This is a genomic window from Sphingobium sp. YBL2 (assembly GCF_000943805.1).
GTDB classification, from domain to species: Bacteria; Pseudomonadota; Alphaproteobacteria; order Sphingomonadales; family Sphingomonadaceae; genus Sphingobium; species Sphingobium fuliginis.
Genome location: NZ_CP010954.1, coordinates 159,703 through 181,695 on the forward strand (window position 1 = coordinate 159,703; position 21,993 = coordinate 181,695).

At 66.9% G+C, this 21,993-nt stretch carries 22 protein-coding genes and 1 riboswitch; of the genes, 12 read left to right on the top strand and 10 right to left on the bottom strand.

Translation table 11 applies throughout. The annotated features are described in order from the left end of the window. Positions 1-256 precede the first annotated feature (256 nt). From TZ53_RS00780 to TZ53_RS00800, 5 genes are all read left to right on the top strand, one after another. A complete protein-coding gene (locus tag TZ53_RS00780) occupies positions 257-904 on the top strand; it encodes a PepSY-associated TM helix domain-containing protein (RefSeq protein ID WP_044660112.1) in 648 nt (215 codons plus the stop codon). An 18-nt stretch (positions 905-922) separates the two neighbouring features. Continuing rightward, positions 923-1,447 (top strand): DUF2271 domain-containing protein, encoded by a 525-nt coding sequence (locus TZ53_RS00785; RefSeq protein WP_044660113.1) that lies wholly within the window; start codon positions 923-925, stop codon positions 1,445-1,447. Positions 1,448-1,458: 11 nt separating this feature from the next. After that, positions 1,459-2,358 carry a DUF4198 domain-containing protein gene (locus tag TZ53_RS00790; protein WP_044660114.1) on the top strand — a complete coding sequence of 300 codons (900 nt, stop codon included), beginning with the start codon at positions 1,459-1,461 and terminating at the stop codon, positions 2,356-2,358. A gap of 101 nt (positions 2,359-2,459) precedes the next feature. Continuing rightward, on the top strand, positions 2,460-3,332 hold the full coding sequence (locus TZ53_RS00795) for an FAD:protein FMN transferase (protein ID WP_044660115.1): 873 nt from the start codon (positions 2,460-2,462) through the stop codon (positions 3,330-3,332). Positions 3,333-3,482: 150 nt separating this feature from the next. Beyond that, positions 3,483-4,379, top strand: coding sequence for a DMT family transporter (locus TZ53_RS00800; RefSeq protein ID WP_044660116.1), 897 nt, complete (start codon positions 3,483-3,485; stop codon positions 4,377-4,379). A 2-nt stretch (positions 4,380-4,381) separates the two neighbouring features. Here TZ53_RS00800 and TZ53_RS00805 read toward each other — a convergent pair whose 3' ends face one another. After that, the gene (locus TZ53_RS00805; RefSeq protein ID WP_025549589.1) at positions 4,382-4,666 is read right to left on the bottom strand and encodes a chorismate mutase; all 285 of its coding nucleotides are present in this window, start codon (positions 4,664-4,666) and stop codon (positions 4,382-4,384) included. A gap of 158 nt (positions 4,667-4,824) precedes the next feature. Here TZ53_RS00805 and TZ53_RS00810 point away from each other — a divergent pair, with 158 nt between their 5' ends. The 4 genes from TZ53_RS00810 to TZ53_RS00825 all read left to right on the top strand — a co-directional run bounded on the left by TZ53_RS00810 (position 4,825) and on the right by TZ53_RS00825 (position 9,571). After that, on the top strand, positions 4,825-5,853 hold the full coding sequence (locus TZ53_RS00810; protein ID WP_025549588.1) for a polyprenyl synthetase family protein: 1,029 nt from the start codon (positions 4,825-4,827) through the stop codon (positions 5,851-5,853). A gap of 90 nt (positions 5,854-5,943) precedes the next feature. Beyond that, positions 5,944-6,723: a TSUP family transporter gene (locus TZ53_RS00815; protein ID WP_044660117.1), complete on the top strand. Its 780-nt coding sequence runs from the start codon at positions 5,944-5,946 to the stop codon at positions 6,721-6,723. 39 nt (positions 6,724-6,762) lie between these two features. Beyond that, positions 6,763-9,234, top strand: a complete 2,472-nt coding sequence (gene hrpB / locus TZ53_RS00820; protein WP_044660118.1) for an ATP-dependent helicase HrpB — start codon at positions 6,763-6,765, stop codon at positions 9,232-9,234. A 58-nt stretch (positions 9,235-9,292) separates the two neighbouring features. Further along, complete coding sequence (locus TZ53_RS00825; protein WP_025549586.1) at positions 9,293-9,571, top strand: ETC complex I subunit; 279 nt, start codon at positions 9,293-9,295, stop codon at positions 9,569-9,571. A 33-nt stretch (positions 9,572-9,604) separates the two neighbouring features. Here the strand turns inward: TZ53_RS00825 and TZ53_RS00830 are convergent, their stop codons facing one another. Beyond that, the gene (locus TZ53_RS00830) at positions 9,605-10,123 is read right to left on the bottom strand and encodes a Pycsar system effector family protein (protein WP_238320092.1); all 519 of its coding nucleotides are present in this window, start codon (positions 10,121-10,123) and stop codon (positions 9,605-9,607) included. Positions 10,124-10,237: 114 nt separating this feature from the next. Between TZ53_RS00830 and TZ53_RS00835 the strand changes: the two genes are divergently transcribed. From TZ53_RS00835 to TZ53_RS00845, 3 genes are all read left to right on the top strand, one after another. Then, positions 10,238-10,480, top strand: a complete 243-nt coding sequence (locus TZ53_RS00835) for an acyl carrier protein (protein WP_044660120.1) — start codon at positions 10,238-10,240, stop codon at positions 10,478-10,480. Positions 10,481-10,622: 142 nt separating this feature from the next. After that, positions 10,623-11,846: a serine palmitoyltransferase gene (spt, locus tag TZ53_RS00840; protein ID WP_044660121.1), complete on the top strand. Its 1,224-nt coding sequence runs from the start codon at positions 10,623-10,625 to the stop codon at positions 11,844-11,846. Between the two features lie 122 nt (positions 11,847-11,968). Further along, positions 11,969-13,960 carry an ATP-binding protein gene (locus tag TZ53_RS00845; protein ID WP_025549584.1) on the top strand — a complete coding sequence of 664 codons (1,992 nt, stop codon included), beginning with the start codon at positions 11,969-11,971 and terminating at the stop codon, positions 13,958-13,960. Here TZ53_RS00845 and TZ53_RS00850 read toward each other — a convergent pair. From TZ53_RS00850 to TZ53_RS00885, 8 genes are all read right to left on the bottom strand, one after another. Next, positions 13,917-14,798 carry a hypothetical protein gene (locus tag TZ53_RS00850; RefSeq protein ID WP_044660122.1) on the bottom strand — a complete coding sequence of 294 codons (882 nt, stop codon included), beginning with the start codon at positions 14,796-14,798 and terminating at the stop codon, positions 13,917-13,919. The genes TZ53_RS00845 and TZ53_RS00850 overlap by 44 nt on opposite strands. Positions 14,799-14,838: 40 nt before the next feature. Further along, positions 14,839-15,483, bottom strand: a complete 645-nt coding sequence (locus tag TZ53_RS00855; RefSeq protein WP_044660123.1) for a DUF938 domain-containing protein — start codon at positions 15,481-15,483, stop codon at positions 14,839-14,841. Beyond that, positions 15,480-17,051, bottom strand: coding sequence for an aminomethyl-transferring glycine dehydrogenase subunit GcvPB (gcvPB, locus tag TZ53_RS00860; protein ID WP_044660124.1), 1,572 nt, complete (start codon positions 17,049-17,051; stop codon positions 15,480-15,482). The genes TZ53_RS00855 and gcvPB overlap by 4 nt, the downstream gene beginning before the upstream one ends. After that, positions 17,048-18,406 carry an aminomethyl-transferring glycine dehydrogenase subunit GcvPA gene (gcvPA, locus tag TZ53_RS00865; RefSeq protein ID WP_044660125.1) on the bottom strand — a complete coding sequence of 453 codons (1,359 nt, stop codon included), beginning with the start codon at positions 18,404-18,406 and terminating at the stop codon, positions 17,048-17,050. Before gcvPA ends, gcvPB begins: the two co-directional genes overlap by 4 nt. 120 nt (positions 18,407-18,526) lie before the next feature. After that, positions 18,527-18,898, bottom strand: coding sequence for a glycine cleavage system protein GcvH (gene gcvH / locus TZ53_RS00870; protein WP_013040940.1), 372 nt, complete (start codon positions 18,896-18,898; stop codon positions 18,527-18,529). Between the two features lie 25 nt (positions 18,899-18,923). Next, complete coding sequence (gcvT, locus tag TZ53_RS00875) at positions 18,924-20,075, bottom strand: glycine cleavage system aminomethyltransferase GcvT (RefSeq protein WP_083199155.1); 1,152 nt, start codon at positions 20,073-20,075, stop codon at positions 18,924-18,926. A 178-nt stretch (positions 20,076-20,253) separates the two neighbouring features. Beyond that, positions 20,254-20,353: riboswitch (glycine riboswitch) on the bottom strand. 66 nt (positions 20,354-20,419) lie between these two features. Beyond that, positions 20,420-20,710: a hypothetical protein gene (locus tag TZ53_RS00880; protein WP_044660126.1), complete on the bottom strand. Its 291-nt coding sequence runs from the start codon at positions 20,708-20,710 to the stop codon at positions 20,420-20,422. A gap of 68 nt (positions 20,711-20,778) precedes the next feature. Then, positions 20,779-21,936, bottom strand: coding sequence for a deoxyguanosinetriphosphate triphosphohydrolase (locus TZ53_RS00885; RefSeq protein ID WP_044660127.1), 1,158 nt, complete (start codon positions 21,934-21,936; stop codon positions 20,779-20,781). Between the last annotated feature and the right edge of the window lie 57 nt (positions 21,937-21,993).

The window sequence follows — 21,993 nt, forward strand, 5'->3', positions numbered from 1 at the left end:
TCATTCCTTGCAGGCAGGCCCTTTGGAGCGGATGACATTTTCATGTCACGCCCGTTTCATTAAGGCGGCTAATTGCGAAGGGGTCACCCGTCAATAGCATGACGCCGCCATCCTGCGCCGGCCGCCGCTCCATGGAAACGATCCGGCTTTGCCTCGCATATTTTGATACAAATTTTGCAACGCCCATAGTTTGCAATTGCGAGTCGTTCGCGTTATGCAGCCTGCCTCATCTCCCACAGGACTCGTCCCGCTTCCGATGCACGCCCCCGCCCGCACCCAGCCGAACAACAGGAAGAAGAGCCCGAAGGCCTTCTGGCTGAAGCAGCTTCATACCTGGCATTGGGTGAGTTCCGCGATCAGCCTGATCGGCCTGCTGCTGTTCGCCTTCACCGGCATCACGCTGAACCACGCCGCCGATGTCGAGGGTTCGCCGCAGACGGTGACCAGGTCGGCCACCCTGCCCCCCGCCTTGCTGAAGCAGGTCGCGGCGGACGAGGCGCCCGACGCCAAGAGGCCCCTCCCCGCCCCGATCGCCCGATGGGTGGAACAGGAAATCGGCCAAAGCGGCGCGGGCGAAGCGGAATGGTCGGCGGACGAGGTCTATCTTGCCCTGCCCCGCCCCGGCGGCGACGGCTGGGTATCGATCGACCGGCATAGCGGCGAAGTCACCAGCGAGGCGACGAGCCGGGGCTGGATCAGCTATCTCAACGACCTGCACAAGGGCCGCAACGCCGGCAATATATGGAAGTGGTTCATCGACATCTTCGCCGTCGCCTGCTTCCTCTTCGCCCTCACCGGCCTGCTCCTGCTCTGGCTCCATGCCAAGAAGCGCCCGACCACCTGGCCGCTGGTCGCCGCGGGCCTCGCCATTCCGGCCGTCCTGGCCATCATCTTCATCCATTAAGGGGGAGTTCTTCACCTCATGCAGATCAGCCACAAGATCGTCCTGACCGGCGCGGCCATGGGCGCCAGCGCCGTCGCCATGCCCGCCACGGGCCTGACCCTGGACGTCACGCTTGCCCTGCCGCGCCTGTCGGTGGCGGAATATCACCGTCCCTATGTCGCGATCTGGCTGGAGAAGGAGGGCGCGCCCGCCCGCACTTTGTCGGTTCTCTACGATGTCGACAAGCGCAACAATGGCGGCGTCAAATGGCTGCGCGACATTCGCATGTGGTGGCGCGCCTCCGGCCGCTCGCTCGCCCTGCCCGCCGACGGCATTTCCGGCGCCACCCGCGCCCCCGGCACCCATAAGCTGAGCTTCACCGCCGGCAAGGGCGGCATGCCGGTCCTGACCCCCGGCAAATATACGCTGGTGGTGGAGGCTGCGCGTGAATCCGGCGGGCGCGAGGTGGTTCGCGTGCCGCTCAACGTAACGGCGGCCGGGGCCAGAGGCAGCGCCGGCGGCCAGTTCGAACTGGGCGCGGTCAGCGCCGTGCTGTCGCGCTGAGGAGGGAAGCCATGATGACGTTCCGCAAGACGCTGTTGCTGCTCGCCGCCACCGCTGCCATGGCTCTGCCGCAAATGGCGGGCGCGGCGCGGCCCTGGATGCTGCCGTCCGAAACCATGTTCGCCGGCTCCGGCAATGAATGGCTGACGGTGGACGCCGCCATTTCCAGCGATCTCTATTATTTTGACCATCCGGGGCAGGACTGGCAGCCGGTCGTGACCGCACCGGACGGCAGCACGGCGCAGGTGGAAAACCGCGCCATCGGCAAGCTGCGCCAGACCTTCGACCTCGGCATCAGGACCAAGGGCACGTACAAGATCGCCATCGTCAACGAGATGCTGATGGGCAATTACATGCTGAACGGCGAGCGCAAGATGCTGCCGCGCGGCACCACCGCCGCGACGCTGGCGACCGCCGTGCCGCAGGGCGCGACGGACGTGCAGACGGCGACGGCGCGCACCCGGATCGAAACCTTCGTGACGGCGGGCGAGCCGGACCGAAAGGTCTTCACGACCACGGGCAAGGGGCTGGAGATGGTGCCCGTCACCCACCCCAACGACCTTGCCGTGGGCGAAGCCGCCACCTTCCAGTTCCTGTTGAACGGCAAGCCCGCGGCAGGGCTGGACGTGGTCGCCATCCCGGGCGGCATCCGCTACCGGTCGGACCTCAAGCAGATGGATGCGAAGACCGATGCCGAAGGGAAGGTCAGCTTCACCTGGCCGGAAGCGGGCATGTATTGGGTCAGCCTCAGTTCCGGTGGGCGGCGCGGACCGGGCGGCGAAGGCTCCGGCGGTGCGCCGGGCGCAGCCGGGCCCCAGGGCCAGCCGCAGGGTGTAGGCGGGCCCCGTCCGCCCATGGGCCCGCCCCAGGACCGCGCCACCTATGCCATGACGGTGGAGGTGCAGGGCTGACCGCCCGCCCGATCCGCATCGCCATCCCGCCCTGCCTCTCGCCCGACCTGTTCGGGCCAGACAAGCAGGCTGGCAGGATCAGCGACTTTGGCGGTCCGACCATGGGCACGAGCTGGTCCGCCCGCATCGTCGACGCCCCGCCCGGCAGCGCGGCGGCGATGGAAACGGTGCTGGACCGCATCATCGCGCAGATGAGCAATTGGGAAGCGGCTTCCGCCATCAGCCGGTTCAATGCCGCGCCGGTCGGCCAATGGATGCCGCTGCCCGGCGAGATGCTGACCGTGCTGCGCGCCGGACTGGAGATGGCCCGGCTGTCGGGCGGCGCGTTCGATCCGGCGGTGGGCCGGCTGGTGGCGAAATGGGGCTTCGGTCCGGACGGGCTGACGGGCCTTTCCGAAGCACCCCATCATCCCTCGCCCTGGACCGCCATCGCGATCGAGGGCGACCGCGCCCGGCGCACGGCCGACGTGACGCTGGACTTTTCAGGCATCGCCAAGGGCTTTGCCGTGGATGCAATGGCGGCTGCCCTGCGCGGCCTCGGCGCTGCGCATTTCCTGGTCGAGATCGGCGGCGAATTGCAGGGGCAAGGGGTCAAGCCCGACCTTCAGCCCTGGTGGGTGGACGTGGAGGCTCCGCCCGGCCTTGCGCTCCCTACGCTCCGGATAGCGCTTTGCGGCCTGTCGGTCGCGACATCCGGAGACTATCGCCGCTTCCGCCAGGAAGGCGGCGTCCGCCTTTCCCACAGCATGGACCCCGCCACTGGCGCGCCCATCACCAACGATGTGGCTTCCGTAACGGTGCTCCACGAAAGCGCGATGCTGGCGGACGCCTGGGCGACCGCGATCACGATAATGGGGCATGAACGTGGCATGGCCCTCGCCACACGGCACGGCATTGCCGCATGCCTGATCCGGCGGGTTGCTGATCGCGGGCAGGAATATATGACGCCTGCCCTGGCCGCGATGCTGGATTGAACCCGAACGGGTGGCGAGCGGAGGATCTGCCCCGCACGCCTGCGAAGGCAGCGGCTTGGCGTGCTGGCAGCGGCGATTTGGCCACCCAAACCGCGCTTCAACCCAAAGCGCGCCTCGACAGCCGAGTATCGATAGGCCAAAGGCGAGCGCATGATCGCTGCCATGGCTTCCCTTCTCTTCGTGCTGATCTGGTCGACCGGCTTCATCGTCGCACGGGCGATGGTGCCGCATGCCGCGCCGGAGCTGGTCCTGGCCGTGCGGCTGGCGCTGACGACGACCTTGCTCGCCGGGGCGGCGCTCTATGCGCGGCAGGCGCTGCCGCGTGGACGGCGACTGGGGCTGCATCTGGCGGCTGGCGCGATGCTGCATGGCTTCTACCTGACGCTCAGCTGGTGGGCGGTGAACAACGGCATGCCAGCGGGCGTCATGGCGCTGCTGGGTTCGCTGCAACCGCTGATGGTGGCGGTGGCGAGCGTCGCCTTTCTGGGCGACCGGCTGCCCGCCCGCGCCTGGGTCGGTCTGGCGATCGCGATCGGAGGGGTCGGTTGCGTGCTATTGCCGGCGATCGAGCGGTCGGGCGCCGGATCGATCGCGACAGGACCGGCTCTCGCCGGCGTGCTCGCCGTGCTCGGCATGGCGGGGGGCACGCTGATCCAGCGCGGATCGATAGCAGGCGACGGCATCGCGATTTCCGGGGCGGTGCAGAATGGGGGCGGCGCGCTGCTCGCCATCGCGGCCACGCTGTTCGCCGGGGAATATCGCTGGGACGGCACGCCTGTGCTGTGGATCGGCCTTGCCTGGTCGGTGCTGGGGCTGTCGGCGGGCGGACTGTCGCTGCTGGTGTGGCTGGTGCGGCATCAGGGGCCGACGCGCATGTCGATGCTGTTGCTGCTGGTGCCGCCGCTCGCGGCGGTCGAGGCATGGCTGCTGTTCGGGGAACGGCTGGGTCCGGTGCAGCTCATCGGCTTCGGGCTGGCGCTGGGTGGGGTGATGCTGGGCCGGTCGACGCAACCGACGCGCAATCAGGACATCGCCGAACCGGCCTGAACTCAGCCCTGCCTTTCCCGCAGCCGTTCGTGGTGGCGGATGACCTCATCGATGATGAAGCGCAGGAATTTCTCCGTGAAATCGGGGTCCAGATTGGCATCGGTAGCAAGCTGGCGCAGCCGGGCGATCTGGCGTTCCTCCCGGCCGGGATCGGCGGGAGGCAGGTCGTGGGTCGCCTTATGCTCTCCGACGGCCTGGGTGATCTTGAACCGCTCCGCCAGCATGAAGACGAGCGCCGCGTCGATATTGTCGATGCTCTCGCGATAGCGCTTCAGGGTCTCGTCCACTTTGGTCCTCCGCAGAGCATCGCCGGCGAAAATGGACGCGGGTTTTGCGCCCTGACGATGCGTCGATCAAATATCGCGCGCTTTTTGCCGCTTCCGGACGCCCGCGCAAGCTATTCCCGCTTGCCTTTAGCATTTTGCGCCGCCACATGGCGCTTGTCATGACAGCATCCGCCACCGGCAATGTCCACCCCATCGGCCGCGCCAGCAGCGCGCCTTCGCTCGCCCCCATGATGGCGCTGGTCGCTGAGGGCATGAATCAGGTGAACGCCGTCATTCTGGACCGGATGCAGTCGCGCATTCCGCTGATCCCGGAACTCGCCGGGCATCTGATCGCGGGCGGCGGCAAGCGGATGCGGCCGATGCTGACGCTCGCCTGCGCCGATCTGGTCGGTTATGCCGGGTCGCGTCATTACAAGCTGGCCGCCGCGGTCGAATTCATCCACACCGCGACCCTGCTGCATGACGATGTGGTCGACGGATCGGGGCTGCGCCGGGGCCGCAAGACCGCCAACATCATCTGGGGCAACAGCGCCAGCGTGCTGGTGGGCGACTTCCTCTTTTCCCGCTCCTTCGAACTGATGGTCGAGGCGGAATCGCTGAAGGTGCTGAAGATCCTCTCCAATGCGTCCGCCGTGATCGCGGAGGGGGAGGTCAACCAACTCACCGCCCAGCGCAAGATCGACACCAGCGAAGAGCAGTATCTCGACATCATCGGCGCGAAGACCGCTGCCCTGTTCGCCGCCGCCTGCCGCATTTCCGCCGTGGTCGCCGACCGCACGGAGGCCGAGGAGCAGGCTCTGGACGTCTATGGCCGCAACCTCGGCATCGCCTTCCAGCTTATCGACGACGCCATCGACTATGAATCGGACGGCGCGACCATGGGCAAGGATGCGGGTGACGATTTCCGCGACGGCAAGGTGACGTTGCCCGTGATCCTCGCCTACGCCCGGGGTTCGGAAGATGACCGCGCCTTCTGGAAGCAGGCCATTGCAGGCAACCGGGTGAGCGACGAGGATCTGGCGCATGCGACGGGCCTGCTGCGCAAGACGGGCGCGATCGCGGATACGCTGGCGCGGGCGCGGCATTATGGGCAGAGAGCGATCGATGCGCTGGGCATGTTCGACAATGGCAAGGCCAAGGCCGCGCTGACCGAAGCGGTCGGGTTCGCCATCGCGCGGGCTTATTGAGGGTCTGGCAGGCCGGTTCGTTTCCATCGTCGTGTTCCTGCGCAGACAGGTGCACTTAGCGCTTCATTCCGCCAAGACCTCCTGCCGATCATGATCCCTTCTCCTGAAACCATCGCCTTCCTCATGGCCGCCGCGCTTATGGCGGGATGCATCGACGCAATGGCGGGCGGCGGCGGGCTGATCGCCCTGCCTGCCTTGCTCGCTGCCGGAATCCCGCCCGTTCCGGCGGTCGCCACCAACAAGCTGCAATCCTCGCTCGGCACCTTCGGCGCCTGCGTGGCCTATGCGCGGGCGGGACATATGGATCTGAAGGCCTATCGCTGGCCGATATTCGCCGCCTTCGCAGGGTCGGTCGGCGGGGCGTGGCTGGTGCAGCGGGTCGATCCATCCATCCTCGCGGGGCTTATGCCTGCGCTGCTGATCGCGCTGGCGGCCTATTTCACCTTTTCGCCCAAGATGAGCGAGATCGACCGGCACCAGCGCATCGGCATGGTGCTGCTGAGCCTGCTGATCGGCGTCATCGGCTTTTACGACGGCTTTTTCGGACCGGGTGCGGGCGCCTTCTACACCAGCATCTTCATTGCGCTGGGCGGCCTGGGCCTCGTGCGCGCCACCGCGCAGACCAAGGCAGCCAATTTCGCCAGCAACCTCGCCGGCCTGCTTACCATGATCGCGGGCGGGCATGTGATCTGGATCGTCGGCCTCGCCATGGCGGTGGGCAGCATCGCCGGCGGGCAGATCGGATCGCGCCTCGCCATGCGCTTCGGCAGCCGCCTGATCCGGCCGCTGCTGATCGTCATGTCGCTGGCGCTGACGGCGAAGATGCTGCTCGACCCTGAAAACCCCATCCACGCGCTGCTGTTCGGCTGATCCTTGCACTCGGCCGGGAATGGCGCGAGAGGGACAGCCATGACTGCCCTGCCCATCGATGCCGTGCTGCCCGACCTGCTTGCCGCCCTGCGCGAAGGCAGCAACGCCGTGCTGGTGGCGCCGCCGGGCGCGGGCAAGACGACGGCAGTGGCCCCGGCGCTGCTGAACGAACCCTGGTGCACCGGGCAGGTGCTGCTGCTCTCCCCTCGCCGGCTTGCGGCCCGCGCGGCGGCGGAACGGATTGCCGAACTGATGGGCGAACAGCCCGGCGGCACGGTGGGCTATGCGACGCGGATGGATTCGCGGATGTCGGCCCGGACCCGCCTGCTGGTCCTGACCGAAGGCATTTTCGTGCGGCGGGTCCAGGACGATCCGGAGCTTTCGGGCGTTTCCGCGGTCCTCTTCGACGAAGTGCATGAGCGCAGCCTGGACAGCGATTTCGGACTGGCGCTCGCGCTGGACGCCCAGGGCGCGCTGCGGCCGGACCTGCGGATCGTGCCGATGTCCGCCACCCTGGACGGGGCACGTTTTGCCGCGCTGCTCGCCCATGGCGGGAAGGACGCGCCGGTGGTGGAGAGCGAAGGCCGCATCCAGCCGCTGGAACTGCGCCATGTCGGACGCGCTGCCGAAAAGCGGATAGAGGATGCAATGGCGGCCACCATCCGCCGGGCGCTCAACGAAGAGACGGAAGGCGACCTGCTCGCCTTCCTGCCCGGCGTGGCGGAAATCGAACGGACGGCGGAACGGCTGGAGGATGCCGGGGCGGAGGTTCACAAACTCCACGGGTCGCTCGATCCGGCGGCGCAGCGCGCGGCGATCCGCCCCTCGCGGGAGGGACGGCGGAAAGTCATCCTCGCCACCTCCATTGCGGAGACCAGCCTGACCATCGACGGCGTGCGGATCGTGGTCGACAGCGGGCTGGCCCGGCGGCCACGCTACGACCGGGCGGCGGGGGTGACGCGGCTGGTGACGGAGCGGGCGAGCCAGGCGGCGGCGACCCAGCGGGCGGGGCGGGCGGCGCGGCAGCGGCCGGGTGTCGCCTATCGGCTATGGGAAGCGGCTGCGACGGCCGGGATGCCGCCCTTCGACCCGCCGGAAATATTGGAGAGCGACCTGTCGAGCCTGATGCTGGACTGCGCGCTTTGGGGGGTGAGCGATCCGGGCGAGCTGCGTTGGCTGGACCCGCCGCCCGCTGCCGCCGTGGCGGAGGCGCGCAAGCGGCTGACGGTGCTGGAAGCGCTGGACGAGGATGGACGCATCACCGCCCATGGCAAGACGCTCGCCACCTTGCCGCTGGAACCGCGCATCGGCCATATGCTGGTGCGGGCAGGCGAAATGGGTTTGGCGGAGATCGCGGCGGAGGTTGCCGTGCTGCTGGGCGAGCGGGGAATCGGCGGACAGGACACGGACCTGTCGCAGCGGCGGATGCGCTGGCGGCGGGAAAGCGGCAAGCGCGCCGATGTGGCGCGGGCGATGGCGAAGCGATGGGCGAAGCTGGCCCCGACGGATTCATCCGGCGCAATCCCTGTCAGTGCGGCGGGAGGCCATGAAACCGGCCTCTGCCTTGCCCTCGCTTTCCCGGACCGGGTCGCAAGGCGCCGCTCTGCGGACGGAGCCGATTGGGCAAGCGTCGGGGGACGCGGCTTCCGGCTCGACCCGCTCAGCCCCCTGGCGCGGGAGGAATGGCTGGCGGTGGGCGAAGTGCAGGGCAGCGCCGCGGGCGCCCGCATCCTTTCCGCCGCACCGATCGGCGAGGCGGAGGTGATCGACCTGTTCAGCGCTCGCGTCGCGGAACACCGCACCGTGCGCTTCCGGGCCGCCAATGGCGGGATAGAGGCGCTGCGCGAAAGGCGGCTGGGCGCGGTGCGGCTCTCTTCCGGTTCCGACGATCGGCCCGATCCGACCGCCGTGGTCGCCGCCCTGACCGACGGCGTGCGGCAGGGCGGGCTGGACCTGCTTCCCTGGTCCGACGCCGCGCGGTCGCTCAGGATGCGCGCTGCCTTCGCCGGGGTGGAGGCGCTGTCAGATACCGCGCTGATGGAAACGCTGGACGAATGGCTGCCCCCGCTGCTGCAGGGCAGGCGCCGCCTTTCCGACATCGACCGCTCGCAGCTTTCGGGCGTGCTGGAAGGGCTGATCGGCTGGGACGGGAAGCAGCAGGTCGACCGGCTGGCCCCGCCCGAATTCCGTTCCCCCGCCGGCAGCGGCCATGAGATCGACTATGCGGCGGAGGGCGGCCCCCGCGTCGAACTGCGCGTCCAGGCCCTGTTCGGCCTCAACGAGCATCCGGTGGTCGGCAGCGGGCGCATTCCGCTGGTCCTCTCCCTCACCTCGCCCGCCGGCCGGCCGATCCAGACGACGCGCGACCTGCCGGGCTTCTGGAAGGGCAGTTGGAGCGCCGTGGCGAAGGAGATGCGCGGCCGCTATCCCAAACATCCCTGGCCGGACGACCCGGCGGCCGCCGGCGCCACGCTGCGCACGAAACGCGCCGACGCCAAGGGGAAGCCTTGACTTCGATCCAGTCGCTGGTGCAACGCAACCCGATCTTCCCTCAGGAGTCTCTATCGCGATGAGCGCGCGCATCTATCAGATCCAGAAGAACGCCCTGCAGTCCGGCAAGGCGCTGACCCGCAAATGGGTGCTGGAATATGTGGCGGCCGAAGCGAAGAAGCCCGATCCCCTTACCGGCTGGGCGGGTTCCGGCGACACGAAGCAGCAGATCAGGCTGACCTTCTCCTCGGAGGAAGCCGCCCGCGCCTATGCGGAGCGGGAGGGGATTCCCTATACGGTCATTCCGACCGCGCCGAAGACGCTGAAGATTCAGGCTTACGCGGACAATTTCCGCTAAGCCGCCGGGCAGGACAGGCCTGCGCCTTCAGCATCACCTGAGCGCCAGATCCGCCATCAACGCCGCGAAACTCGCCACCACGCCTGCCAGAAACAGCCGGTAAGCATAGCCCAGCCAGCGATATTTCCGCCGCTGGAGCACCTGCCCGTTCTGGTACATGTCGCGCAGCATCGCCCGGCACAGCGCGTCGTCATCCGCGACAAGCCGCATCATCCGATCGCTGAACTCCGCTTCGCCGAGACTGGTGAAGACGCCGAAGAACAAGAGATTATCCTCCTCTCCCACGCCGCCCCGTGGCTGGCTCACGCTCGGCAGCACCGCCAGGATCGCGCAGGTCGCGGCCAGGAACACGCCCACCGCCAGCACCGCCACCGGCCAGACCAGCGCGCCCGAGCGCAACTGCGCGACGCAAAGCGTGAAGATCACCATCGACGCGCCGATCAGCATGTTCGCCTTCTGGTCGGCCATCTGGCTGAGTTGCATATTGGTCTGCACCGCCGTGCGCAGCAGGTGGATCGCATTGGGCACCGGCGCATTCGCCCCATCGGCCATAGTCCCCCCTTCCCCTTTTTTCGCGACAGTCATGCCCGATTGCCGCCTTATTCCCTTGCCAAAGAGCGACGCTTAAGGGCAAAAGCCGCTCTTTCACGGAAAGCACCACGGATAATGACGGATCGCCAGCCAATTTTCGACAGCGTTTTGAGCCAGATCGCGCCTTTCAACAAAAAGGGCGTCGAACTGACCGAAGCCACCACCTTCGCCGGCGATCTGGAATGGGACAGCCTGACGGTGATGGATTTCGTCGCCGCGATCGAGGATGAGTTCGACATCATCATCACCATGAACATGCAGGCCGAGATCGAGACCATCGGCCAGCTCGTGGACGCCGTGGCGAAGCTGAAGGGCTGATCCGCCTGAGACTTTAACCGCCGTTCGGGCTGAGCGAAGTCGAAGCCCTTTGCTGAGCCAAGGCGAAGCATGGAGCCGCGGCTCCGCTCGGCAAGAAGCTTCGACTTCGCTCAGCCCGAACGGTTTTGGGACGATTGAGACAATGACCGACGCCACGCAAGCCCGCGACCTCTTCTCCAAATTCGATGCCCTGATCGCAGAGCGCGAGGCGCTGCTGGCGACCGGCGTGCGCGATCCCTTCGCCATCGTGATGGACGAGGTGAAGTCCCCGACCCAGGCGGTGATCAAGGGCAAGGACACGATCCTGCTCGGCACCTATAACTATATGGGCATGACCTTCGACCCGGACGTGGTCGCCGCGGGCAAGAAGGCGCTGGACGACTTCGGCGCTGGCACCACCGGCAGCCGCGTGCTGAACGGCACCTATCAGGGTCACAGGCAAGTCGAGGAAGCGCTCAGGGACTTCTACGGCACCAGCGGCGCGATGGTCTTCTCGACCGGCTACCAGGCCAATCTCGGCATGATCTCCACCCTCGCGGGCAAGGGCGACTATGTCGTGCTGGACGCCGACAGCCACGCCTCCATCTACGACGGCTGCTTCCTGGGCGATGCGGAGATCGTCCGCTTCCGCCACAACAGCGTCGAGGATCTGGACAAGCGCCTGGGCCGCCTGCCCGCCGACGCGCTGAAGCTGGTGGTGCTGGAGGGCGTCTATTCGATGCTGGGCGACGTCGCCCCCCTGCCGGACATGGTGGCGGCGGTCCGCAAGCATCCCAATTGCATGATCCTGGTCGACGAGGCCCACGGCATGGGCTTTTTCGGCCCCAACGGCCGCGGCGTCTATGAGGAGCAGGGCGTCGAAAAGGACGTGGACTTCGTCGTCGGCACCTTCTCCAAGTCGGTCGGCACGGTGGGCGGCTTCTGCGTCTCCAACCATCCGAAGTTCGAGGTGCTGCGCCTCGTCTGCCGTCCCTATGTCTTCACCGCGTCCCTGCCGCCCAGCGTCGTCGCCACCGCCGCGACGTCGATCCGCAAACTGATGCATGCCGGCGAGAAGCGCGCCCATCTGTGGAAGAACAGCCAGCGGCTGCACAAGGGCCTGACCGACCTCGGCTTCAGGCTGGGCACGGAAACGCCGCAATCCGCGATCATCGCCGTCATCCTGACCGACCAGACGCAGGCGGTCGCCATGTGGCAGGCGCTGCTGGAACTGGGGCTCTACGTCAACATGGCGCGCCCCCCGGCAACTCCCGCGGGAACCTTTCTGCTGCGCTGCTCGCTTTGCGCGGAACATAGCGATGAACAGGTCGGCCAGATCATCGCGATGTTCGAGGCCGCGGGCAGGGCGACGGGGGCGATCGGCTGATCGCGCCTTCCCATCGCCGCCGCGACCGGACGGGCATTTAACGCGACGGAATTTGCGGCGAAATCGGAACCTTTCACCTGCGGCATTTCTCCATTAATATTGTTCATCTAGTGTAACTGTCGATGGCGGACGGGTTTTTCATGGATGAACATGCGACAGGGTGGCGAGCGTTCGTTGCACGCTTCCTGCCGCTGGTGCTCGTCGTCCTGCTGGTGGGTTCTCTCGGCACGCTGCTCTACAGCGCCAGCCATGCGGCCCGCGACCATGAGCGCGCGCTGAAGGAACAGCGCCGCAGTTTCGAGATCATCGCCCTCGCCCGCGCGTTCGAGGCGAAGACCGCCCGCGCCGAAGTGACGCTGGCCCGCTATGTCATCAGCCTTGACCCCGATACCGGCCGCCTGTTCCAGGATCAGTGGCGCACCGCCGCAAGCCAGCTCAAGACGCTGAACTACACCACCCGCCATTCCGACTGGCAGCGCGGCAACGTCATGGCGTTGCAGGCGGCGTTCGACCAGCGCGGCAAGACGCTGAGCGAGATCGGCCTGCGCACCACCTACGACCAGAAGATGGCGGCGCTCGCGCAATTCCATCAGGCGGGCAGATCCCGCGACCTGATGCGCATCACGGCGCTGCTGGACCGCGTCATCCAGGCGGAGAATGCCCGCTTGCAGGAGCGCAGCCAGGCCGTGTCGCTGGCCGGGGATCGCAACGCCTGGTTCGGCAAGACATCGCAGCTTTTCGGGCTGGTGCTGCTCGTCTGCGTGCTGTTCGCGCTCTGGTTCGCCAATGCCGCCTATAGCGAGCGGCGCAATGCCCGCAGGCAGGCGGATGACGAGGCGGAACGCGCCGACCGGCTGGAGGAGGCCGTCGCCACCCGCACCGCCGAATTGTCGGACGCCTATGAACGGCTCAAGAAGGAGACCGCCGAACGCGCCGCCGCCGAGGAAAATCTGCGCCAGATGCAGAAGATGGACGCCGTTGGCCAGTTGACCGGCGGCATCGCCCACGACTTCAACAACATGCTGGCGGTGGTGGTCGGCGGTCTGGAACTCGCCAAGCGCAAGCTGCGGCTGAAACCGCAGGAGGCGAACCGCCATCTCGACAATGCGATGGAGGGCGCCAATCGCGCCGCCGCGCTGACCCGCCGCCTGCTGGCCTTCGCCCGGTCGGAACCGCTGCTGCCCAGCCCGGTCGATCCCGATGCGCTGGTGGCGGGCCTGTCCGACCTGATCGACCGGTCCATCGGGGACCAGATCACCATGGCCTTCGAAAATGAGGCGAAGGGCTGGCGGATCTTCGTCGATCAGCATCAGATGGAAAATGCGATATTGAACCTGTGCGTCAACGCCCGCGATGCGATGGACGGGCGGGGTCGGCTGATCATCAGGACAGGGCAGGCCGAACTCGCGCAGCATGAGATCGGGGAATGCGCCGGCGGGGAATATGTGACCCTAAGCGTCAGCGACGACGGCTGCGGCATGACGCCCGACATCCTCTCCCGCGTGTTCGAACCCTTCTTCACCACCAAGCCGGTCGGCAAGGGCACGGGGCTTGGCCTCAGCCAGATTTTCGGCTTCGTGCACCAGAGCGAGGGAGAGATCCGCATCGAATCCGAACCCGGCAAGGGCACGAGCGTCCACCTCTATCTGCCCCGTCATATCGGTGCGGAAGGCGAAGACGCGATGGATGCGTCTGCGCCGGACCGGGAACCCGTGCTTCACCCACCGATGCGCATCCTGGTGGTTGAGGACGATCCGCGCGTCCTCAACCAGACGATGGCGGCGCTCTCGGAACTGGGCCACCTGCCGGTCGCCTGCGATCATCCGTCGAAGGCGGCGAAGCTGCTCACCAGCCATCGGGACATCGGCCTGATCGTCAGCGACGTGCTGATGCCGGACATGACCGGGCCGGAGATGATCCGCACCCTGCCCCCCATCTATGCGCATCTGCCGGTGCTGTTCGTCACCGGCTATGCCGGCGATACGGCTGAAAGCGCCGATTTCGGGGGTCATGAGGTGTTGCGCAAACCCTATACGCTGACAGGGCTGGCACAGGCGCTGTCGAATGCGCTCAGCGGATCGCACCACCCCGGAACAGCCGCGGCAGCAGAGTAAGCGCACCGATCAGCGGCCAGCGGCGCTGCCAGGGCTTGATCTGGATAGCGGTGCCGGCGTGGCGGTTGATCTTCCAAGCCAGATAATCGATGCCGCCGGCATAGGTGAAGCTCGCCTTGGCGAGGCGGACGACCGACAGCCACTTGCCGCGCCTTTGCAGCCGCCGCCAGAGGGCGGCCGCCTGATCCGGCTCCGGCGACGGGGGCAGGCCCTGGGCCAGCGCGGCTTCCCCGAAGCGCCGGTAACGGTCCGGATCGGCATCGACGATGGAAAGGGAGCGGCCCTTGCGCTCGGCCCGCAGTTCCGCGCCATAGGTCAGGGTGAAGCCGGTCTTCCACAGCGACAGCGCGTCCTGTTCCCGCACCATCGGGCGAGCGAGCGAAAGCAGCGTCGGGGCGGCGCCGGCAACGGCGGCGATGGCGCGCTGGCGGGCAAGGTCGTCCGCCGCCCAGAGCAGCCGCGCAGGCTGGGCAAAGCGCGCCCAGACCGACACATTGTCGGCGGCAGGGCTGTTGAGGCGCGCGAAGTCGGCCTCCGACAGCACCGCATATTTGGCGATCAGGCCATTATGTTCGAAGGGAAAGACATTGGGCGGGATCAGCCGGTTGGCGGTCGCGAGCCAGCGCTTTCCATAAGCGGCGCGATAGTCTGATACGATCAGGTAGAAATCCAGCATCAAGCCGTCGAGATTCTCCTCCCGCAGGCAGGAGCCGTAGAAGAGCACCGCCCGCGAAGCGTCGGGATATTGGGCCGCCAACGCGCCCGCCATCGCCGCCGCGCGCGGATCGGCGGGCGCGGCCAGTTCGGCGGTGACGAGGGAGAGGAGAGTGTGAGGCATCGGTCCTTGGGCTCTCCCTTCGCAGGAGCGCGGCAGTCTTTCAATCCCGCCGCCGGAATATCAAGGACAGATTGTTCGCGGGCATTTCGACCAGTCGCTGAAATGCCAGCCCCTCGCCCTCCGCAATCGCAATGACATCCTCGACCCGACGCAGGCCCCACTCGGGATCGCGCGCCCGAAGCGATGCGTCGAAGGCAAGATTGCCTGGCGCGGTTTCGACATCCTCCCGCAGATAGGGCCCATAGAGATAGAGCAGGCCACCCGGCGGCAGCGCGGCCCCCGCCGCCTTCATCAAACCGAGCGTCGCTTCCCAGGGGCTGATGTGCACCATGTTGATGCACAGGATCGCGTCCGTCCTTTCCACCGGCCCGCCTGCGCTGGCATCGAGCCTGAGTGGCCGACGCACATTGGGGAGCCCCGCTTCCTGCCGCCACGCTTCTATGGATGCCAGCGCAGCCGGATCGGAATCGCTCGGTTGCCAATCGAGCGCGGGCAGGGCGGCGGCGAAGTACATCGCATGCTCGCCGCTGCCGCTCGCCACTTCCAGCACCAGGCCGGAGGATGGCAGTTCCTCCCGAAGCACCGCCAATATGGCGTCGCGATTGCGCTCCGTCGCGGGGGCGTGGCGCTTGCCCGCGGCGGCGAGGCCGGAACCGGGTTCCCACGGCTCCGGCCCGTCCGTCATTCGGCCGCTTCCGCCAGCGCCGGCTCGGTCCATGTGAGGACCGGCTTGCGCGCAGCCAGCGTTTCGTCCAGGCGGCGGCGCGGGGCGAAATAGGGCGCGCCTTTCAGCGCCTCGTCACCTGCCTTGGCGCGTTCGGCCAGGCTGCGCAGCGCCAGGATGAACTGGTCGAGCGCGGCCTTGCTCTCCGTCTCCGTAGGTTCGACCAGCATCGCGCCATGCACCACCAGCGGGAAATACATGGTCATCGGGTGGAAGCCCTCGTCGATCAGCCCCTTCGCGATGTCGAGCGTGGTGAAGCCTTCCGCCAGCCCCTTGTCGCTGAACAGCGCCTCATGCATGCAGGGGCCGCTGCCGCCGAAGGGCGCGTCCAGCACATCGTCCAGGCTGCGCAGGATATAGTTGGCGTTCAGCACCGCATCGCTGGCGACCTGCCGCAGGCCGTCCGCGCCATGGCTGAGGATGTAGGTCAGGGCGCGGGTGAACATGCCCATCTGGCCATGGAAGGCGACCATGCGGCCAAAGGTCTGGCCGTGATGGTCTTCCGCCGTCTCTTCCTCGACCAGCACGAATTTGTCGCCCTGCTTTTCGACGAAGGGCAGCGGCGCGAAAGGGGCGAGCGCTTCGGACAGCACCACCGGGCCGGAGCCGGGACCGCCGCCGCCATGCGGCGTGGAGAAGGTCTTGTGCAGGTTGATGTGCATCGCGTCGACGCCCAGATCGCCGGGGCGGACCCGCCCGACGATGGCGTTGAAGTTCGCGCCGTCGCAATAGACGAAGGCCCCGGCGGCATGCACCGCGTCGGAGATCGTCTTCATGTCCCGCTCAAACAGGCCGCAGGTATTGGGATTGGTGATCATCACCGCCGCGACGTCAGGGCCGAGGCGGCCCTTCAGCGCTTCCAGATCGACCCGGCCGTCCGGTGTCGCCGGAATATCCTCGACCTTATAGCCGCAGAAGGCGGCGGTCGCAGGGTTGGTGCCATGAGCGCTTTCCGGCACCAGGATGACGCTGCGCGCATCGCCCCGCGCTTCCAGCGCCGCGCGGATCGCAAGCAGGCCGCATAATTCGCCATGCGCGCCCGCCTTGGGGCTCATCGCGACGGAATGCATGCCGGTCAGGGTCACCAGCCAGGCGGCCAGTTCATGGATCACCGCCAGCGCGCCCTGCACCGTCGATTGGGGTGCAAGCGGGTGAAGGTCCGCGAAACCGGGCATCCGCGCCACCTTCTCGTTCAGGCGCGGATTATGCTTCATCGTGCAGGAGCCGAGCGGAAACAGGCCAAGGTCGATGGCGTAGTTCTGGCGGCTGAGGCGGGTGTAATGGCGCACCGTTTCCTGCTCCGACAGGCCGGGCAGGCCAATGCTGTCGGTGCGGGCCAGATCGCCGAGACGGCTGGCGACCTCTGGCGCTTCGGCAAAGTCGACGCCAGTTGTCTCGGTCGAGCCGATTTCGAAGATCAGCGCTTCCTCCAGCATCAGCGCCCGGTTGCCCGTGGCGGTCGCGGGCGCGCTGTCGGCTTTGGTCAGAGCCTGCGGCGTGGTCGGCCGGCCTTCCTTGAGCATGGTCATGCCAGTTCCTCCTCCAGCGCCTTCGCGAAGATTTCGATATCCTCCACCGTCACGGTTTCGGTGACGGCGACGACCAGTCCGTTGCCGATTGCCGGCGCGTCCGGGAACAGGCGACCGAGCGAGACGCCGCCCAGCACGCCCTTGTCCGCCAGGTTGCGGACGACTTCGCGGGCGTCCTTCGACAGGATCAGGGTGAATTCGTTGAAGAAACTGTCGTTGAGCAGCGTGACGCCGGGCACCTGGGCCAGCCGGTCGGCCGCCTGAACGGCCAGCCCATGGTTGAGCGCCGCCAGTTCCCGCAATCCCCTTTCGCCCAGCAGCGTCATATGGATGCTGAACGCCAGCGCGCAGAGGCCGGAATTGGTGCAGATGTTCGACGTCGCCTTTTCACGGCGGATATGCTGCTCGCGCGTAGAAAGCGTCAGCACGAAGCCGCGCTTGCCCGCCGCGTCCACCGTCTCGCCGCAAAGGCGGCCCGGCATCTGGCGGACATATTTCTGCTTGCACGCGAACAGGCCCAGATAAGGCCCGCCAAATTGCAGGCCGACGCCGATGGACTGCCCTTCCCCGACGACGATGTCCGCATCCATATGGCCCGGCGCCCTGATCGCACCCAGGGCGACCGGCTCGGTGACGACCGCGACCAGCAGCGCGCCCGCCGCGTGGGCGGCATCGGCGAGCGGCGTCAGGTCGGCGATGCGGCCGAGAATGTCGGGATATTGGACGACGACGCAGCTTGTATCCTTGTCGATCCCGGCGATCAGCGCGTCGGTGTCGGTGGCGGCGTCCAGCGTCGGCGCCTGATGCACCAGCGCGTCGCCGGTGAACTTCGCCATGGTGTTGGCGACCGAGACATAATGGGGGTGCAGGCCGGACGACAGGATCGCCTTGCCGCGCCTGGTGATGCGGCGGGCCATGCCGATCGCTTCCCAGCAGGCGGTCGACCCGTCATACATGGAGGCGTTGGCGACGTCGCAGCCCAGCAGGCGCGCCACCTGCGTCTGGAATTCGAACAGCACCTGCAAGGTGCCCTGCGCGATTTCCGGCTGATAGGGGGTGTAGGCCGTCAGGAACTCGCCGCGCTGGATCAGATGATCGACGCTGGCGGGGACATGATGCCTGTACGCGCCCGCACCCAGGAAGAAGGGCGCTTCCCCCGCCGACAGATTCTTCCGCGCAAGGGCCGCCATGTGGCGCTCGACCGCCAGTTCGCTGGCATGGTCGGGCAGGCCGGCGATCTTGTCCGAAAGGCGGGCCTCGGCAGGAACGTCCACGAACAGGTCGTCAATGGAGGACGCCCCGATGACGGACAGCATGTCCTGCCGGTCGGTATCGGTAAGGGGTAGGTAGCGCATTTCACATATCTCCTCTCCCCTCCCCTTCAGGGGAAGGGCCGGGGGTGGGGACCATCCTCCAGACGCGGCGCCCGGGGCGGTCCCCAACCCCTCCCCCGAAAGGGAGGGGCTATTTGCTTCTCAAAGGCTCGCGACGAACTTCTTGTAGGCGGCTTCGTTCATCAGGCCTTCCAGTTCGCTGGCATCCGTGACGCGCAGCTTGAAGAACCAGCCATCCTCCTCGGCATCGCTGTTCACCAGCGCAGGCTCGTCTTCCAGCGCGCTGTTGGTTTCCACGACCTCGCCGGAAATCGGCGCATAGACGTCCGAGGCGGCCTTGACCGACTCCACCACGGCCGCGTCATCGCCCTTTTCGAAGGTCGTGCCCTCCGCAGGCAATTCGACGAACACGATGTCGCCCAACTGCTCCTGCGCATAATCGGTGATGCCGACCGTGGCGATTTCGCCCTCGACATCGATCCATTCATGTTCGTCGGTGAAATAACGGCTCATAAATCAATCCCCTTCCGAAAAGGACTCAGGCTTTGCGGCGATAACGGTGCGGAACGAACGGCATCGGCGCAACCTCCGCCGCGATGCGCTTGCCGCGCACTTCGATTTCGAGCGCCGTGCCGATCGCGCTGTGGGGCAGGCTGACCCAGCCCATCGCGATCGGCGCGCCCACCGTAGGCGCGAAGCCGCCGGACGTGACTTCGCCCACCTGCGCGCCGCCGGCATGGATCGTCGCGCCCTCCCGCGCCGGCAGGCGGCCCTCGATCCTCAGGCCCACGCGCTTCGAACCCGGTCCGTCGGCCAATTCCTTCATCACCCGCGCATGGCCGATGAAGCCGCCTTCTTCCCGCCTGCGCTTATGGATGGCGAAGCCCAGATCGGCGCCGATGGTGCTGACGGCAGGCGTCAGGTCATGGCCGTAAAGCGGCAGCCCAGCCTCCAGGCGCAGGGAATCGCGTGCCCCAAGGCCGATCGGCTTCACCTGCGGCAACGCGCAGAGCGCATCGGCCAGCAGCGTCACATCCGCGGCGGGCAGGCTGATCTCGAAGCCATCCTCGCCGGTATAGCCCGACCGGCTGATCCACAGCGGAACGCCGCGCCAGGTGAAGAGGCCGGACTGCATGAAGATCAGATCCGCGGTTTCCGGGACCAGCGTGGCCATCGCCTCCCCCGCTTCCGGCCCCTGCAAGGCGAGCAGGGCCTGCTCGTCCATGTGATTCATCACCACTTCATCGGGCAGATGCTCGATCATCCAGCCGATGTCGTCATATTTGGTCGCGCCGTTGACCACCATATAGATGTCCGCGCCGTCGAAGGCGCCGTCCCCCAGGCGGGAGACCATCAGGTCGTCCAATATGCCGCCTTCTTCATCGAGCAGCATCGAATAGCGCTGGCGAAAGGGCTTCAGCCCCTTGATGTCGCTCGGCAACAGGATTTCCAGCGCGTCGTCCACGCCTTCGCCGGAAAAGCCTATCTGGCCCATATGGCTGACGTCGAACAGCCCGGCATGTTCGCGGGTCCAGGCATGTTCGGCCATGATGCCTTCATATTGGATCGGCATGTGATAGCCCGCGAAGCCGACCATGCGCGCGCCCCTGGCGCGGTGCCAGCCATCCAGCGGCAGGTCCTGCAACGGCAATTCTTCTTCGAGATGGGCGATGTCGTCATTGCCGGACATGAGGGGCGGCCTTTCCGTGCGAGGGTCATTGGCGACAGACGCGCCCGTCCGGAGTCGGACTCATCGCGTTTGCCACCCCCTCTGTCACGGAACCTGAGAGCTTTGACCACCAGTCAGGCGACCGGATGGCTTACCCCTTCGGTGGGACGGCGCGAACCGTCCGCTTTCCAGAGTGCCTGCCCATGATGCGGTCCTTTGGCCTGAGAGATTCCGGGGCGGTTGCTCCTTCGGCGACGGGGTGGCCTGAAAGGCTTCCCATGCTCTCCCGCATCAAGTCCGATGACCGAATCCACGGCACCGGCGACAGTTCCGCATTGCGTGAAACGCGCCGCGCCGTCAATCGCTCAATCGGCGCCTTCCTCTTTTGCCAGCCGTTCGGCCAATATGCGCGCGGCCTGCCGCCGTTCGATCAGCCGCCGGTTGGCCGATGCGTCGTTCAGGACCAGGGCGCCAAGCCCCTCCTCCCCTTCGAACAGGCGCAGAAAGCGTTCGACGCCGGCGAAATTGGAGTCCGCGACCAGATGTCGCACCAGGTCGATCCGCCCCAACCAGAGCCGGTCGCCCTGCGCGCGCAGCAGGTCGGCAAGATCCTCAAGCTGGGCCGCGAGCGCGGCGATCTGCGGATGAAGGGCCATGACCCGATGCGTAGAGCGGTTTCAGGGCAAAGGGAATGCCGGACCGTCGCGAATCTCCGGACAATGGCTCAGGCCAGCGCCAGTTCACCGAAAATCTCGGCATGCCGCTTTTCGGCATAGCGGTCGGTCATGCCCGCGATGAAGTCCGCTATATGGCGGCTGCGCCGGGGTTCCAGCGTCGCGCAATCGTCGCGCCACTCCTGCGGCATCAGTTTCGGGTCGGCCTGATAGGCGCGAAACAGATCGGTCACGATCACGCGCGCCCGGTCGGCGGCCGCCAGTTGTGATGGGTGGTGATAGAGCGTCGCATACATGAACCGCTTGAGATCGCGCTCCTGCGCTGCGAGTTCGGGCGAGAAACCGACCAGCGGGCGTCCGGCCCGGCGAACGTCGTCGGCTGTCTCCACGCCCGCCGCAAGGATGTTGGCGCGGGTGGCGGCGATCAGGTCGTTCGCCATCACGCCGATCTGTTCCCGCACCAGTTCGCGCAGCAGGCGATCCTCCGGCACATCGGGATAGCGCGCGCGAACCCGGTCCCAGCAGCCTTTCACCAGCGGCACGCCCAGAAGCTGGTCCAGCGTCAGCAGGCCCGCGCGCAGCCCGTCGTCGATGTCGTGATTGTCATAGGCGATGTCGTCCGCGATCGCCGCAAGCTGCGCCTCCAGCGAGGCATGGCTGGCAAGGTCGAGCGGGAACAGCGCATCCACCTCCCGCATGGCCCAGCCGGGCCGCGTGACCGGGCCATTATGCTTGGCCAGCCCCTCCAGCATCTCCCAGCTCAGATTGAGGCCGCGGAACAGCGGGTAGGGACTTTCCAGCAGCATCAGCGTGCGCAGCGTATGCGCATTATGGTCGAAGCCGCCATGTGCGTCGAGCGCCGCCTCCAGCGCATCCTCCCCCGCGTGGCCGAAAGGCGGATGGCCGATGTCGTGCGCCAGGCAAAGCGCTTCGGTAAGGTCTTCGTTGAGGCCCAGTGTCCGCGCCGTCGTGCGCCCGATCTGCGCCACCTCCAGGCTGTGGGTCAGCCGGACGCGGAAATGATCGCCGTCGGGCGACACGAACACCTGCGTCTTGTGGCGCAGGCGGCGGAAGGCGATGCTGTGGATGATGCGGTCGCGGTCCCGCTGGAACATGTCGCGGGGCCCCCGCACCTCCCCGCCGGGTTCGGCATGGAGGCGGCCCCGGCTCTGGCCGGGATGCGAGGCATAGGATGCAAGCAGCGTCATGCCGCGCCCTTTAATGCCGTTTTCGACCATTGCCGAGTCGTTCGATGTTCCGATCGA

Coding starts and splice junctions, on each gene's coding strand:
- TZ53_RS00800 (WP_044660116.1), top strand. CDS start 3,483: ATGATCGCTGCCATGGCTTCCCTTCTCTTCGTGCTGATCTGGTCGACC.
- TZ53_RS00810 (WP_025549588.1), top strand. CDS start 4,825: ATGACAGCATCCGCCACCGGCAATGTCCACCCCATCGGCCGCGCCAGC.
- TZ53_RS00885 (WP_044660127.1), bottom strand. CDS start 21,936: ATGACGCTGCTTGCATCCTATGCCTCGCATCCCGGCCAGAGCCGGGGC.
- TZ53_RS00815 (WP_044660117.1), top strand. CDS start 5,944: ATGATCCCTTCTCCTGAAACCATCGCCTTCCTCATGGCCGCCGCGCTT.
- gcvPB (WP_044660124.1), bottom strand. CDS start 17,051: ATGACCATGCTCAAGGAAGGCCGGCCGACCACGCCGCAGGCTCTGACC.
- TZ53_RS00880 (WP_044660126.1), bottom strand. CDS start 20,710: ATGGCCCTTCATCCGCAGATCGCCGCGCTCGCGGCCCAGCTTGAGGAT.
- TZ53_RS00855 (WP_044660123.1), bottom strand. CDS start 15,483: ATGACGGACGGGCCGGAGCCGTGGGAACCCGGTTCCGGCCTCGCCGCC.
- spt (WP_044660121.1), top strand. CDS start 10,623: ATGACCGACGCCACGCAAGCCCGCGACCTCTTCTCCAAATTCGATGCC.
- TZ53_RS00825 (WP_025549586.1), top strand. CDS start 9,293: ATGAGCGCGCGCATCTATCAGATCCAGAAGAACGCCCTGCAGTCCGGC.
- TZ53_RS00785 (WP_044660113.1), top strand. CDS start 923: ATGCAGATCAGCCACAAGATCGTCCTGACCGGCGCGGCCATGGGCGCC.
- TZ53_RS00795 (WP_044660115.1), top strand. CDS start 2,460: ATGGGCACGAGCTGGTCCGCCCGCATCGTCGACGCCCCGCCCGGCAGC.
- gcvPA (WP_044660125.1), bottom strand. CDS start 18,406: ATGCGCTACCTACCCCTTACCGATACCGACCGGCAGGACATGCTGTCC.
- TZ53_RS00850 (WP_044660122.1), bottom strand. CDS start 14,798: ATGCCTCACACTCTCCTCTCCCTCGTCACCGCCGAACTGGCCGCGCCC.
- TZ53_RS00845 (WP_025549584.1), top strand. CDS start 11,969: ATGGCGGACGGGTTTTTCATGGATGAACATGCGACAGGGTGGCGAGCG.
- TZ53_RS00830 (WP_238320092.1), bottom strand. CDS start 10,123: ATGGCCGATGGGGCGAATGCGCCGGTGCCCAATGCGATCCACCTGCTG.
- TZ53_RS00790 (WP_044660114.1), top strand. CDS start 1,459: ATGATGACGTTCCGCAAGACGCTGTTGCTGCTCGCCGCCACCGCTGCC.
- gcvH (WP_013040940.1), bottom strand. CDS start 18,898: ATGAGCCGTTATTTCACCGACGAACATGAATGGATCGATGTCGAGGGC.
- TZ53_RS00780 (WP_044660112.1), top strand. CDS start 257: ATGCACGCCCCCGCCCGCACCCAGCCGAACAACAGGAAGAAGAGCCCG.
- gcvT (WP_083199155.1), bottom strand. CDS start 20,075: ATGTCCGGCAATGACGACATCGCCCATCTCGAAGAAGAATTGCCGTTG.
- hrpB (WP_044660118.1), top strand. CDS start 6,763: ATGACTGCCCTGCCCATCGATGCCGTGCTGCCCGACCTGCTTGCCGCC.
- TZ53_RS00835 (WP_044660120.1), top strand. CDS start 10,238: ATGACGGATCGCCAGCCAATTTTCGACAGCGTTTTGAGCCAGATCGCG.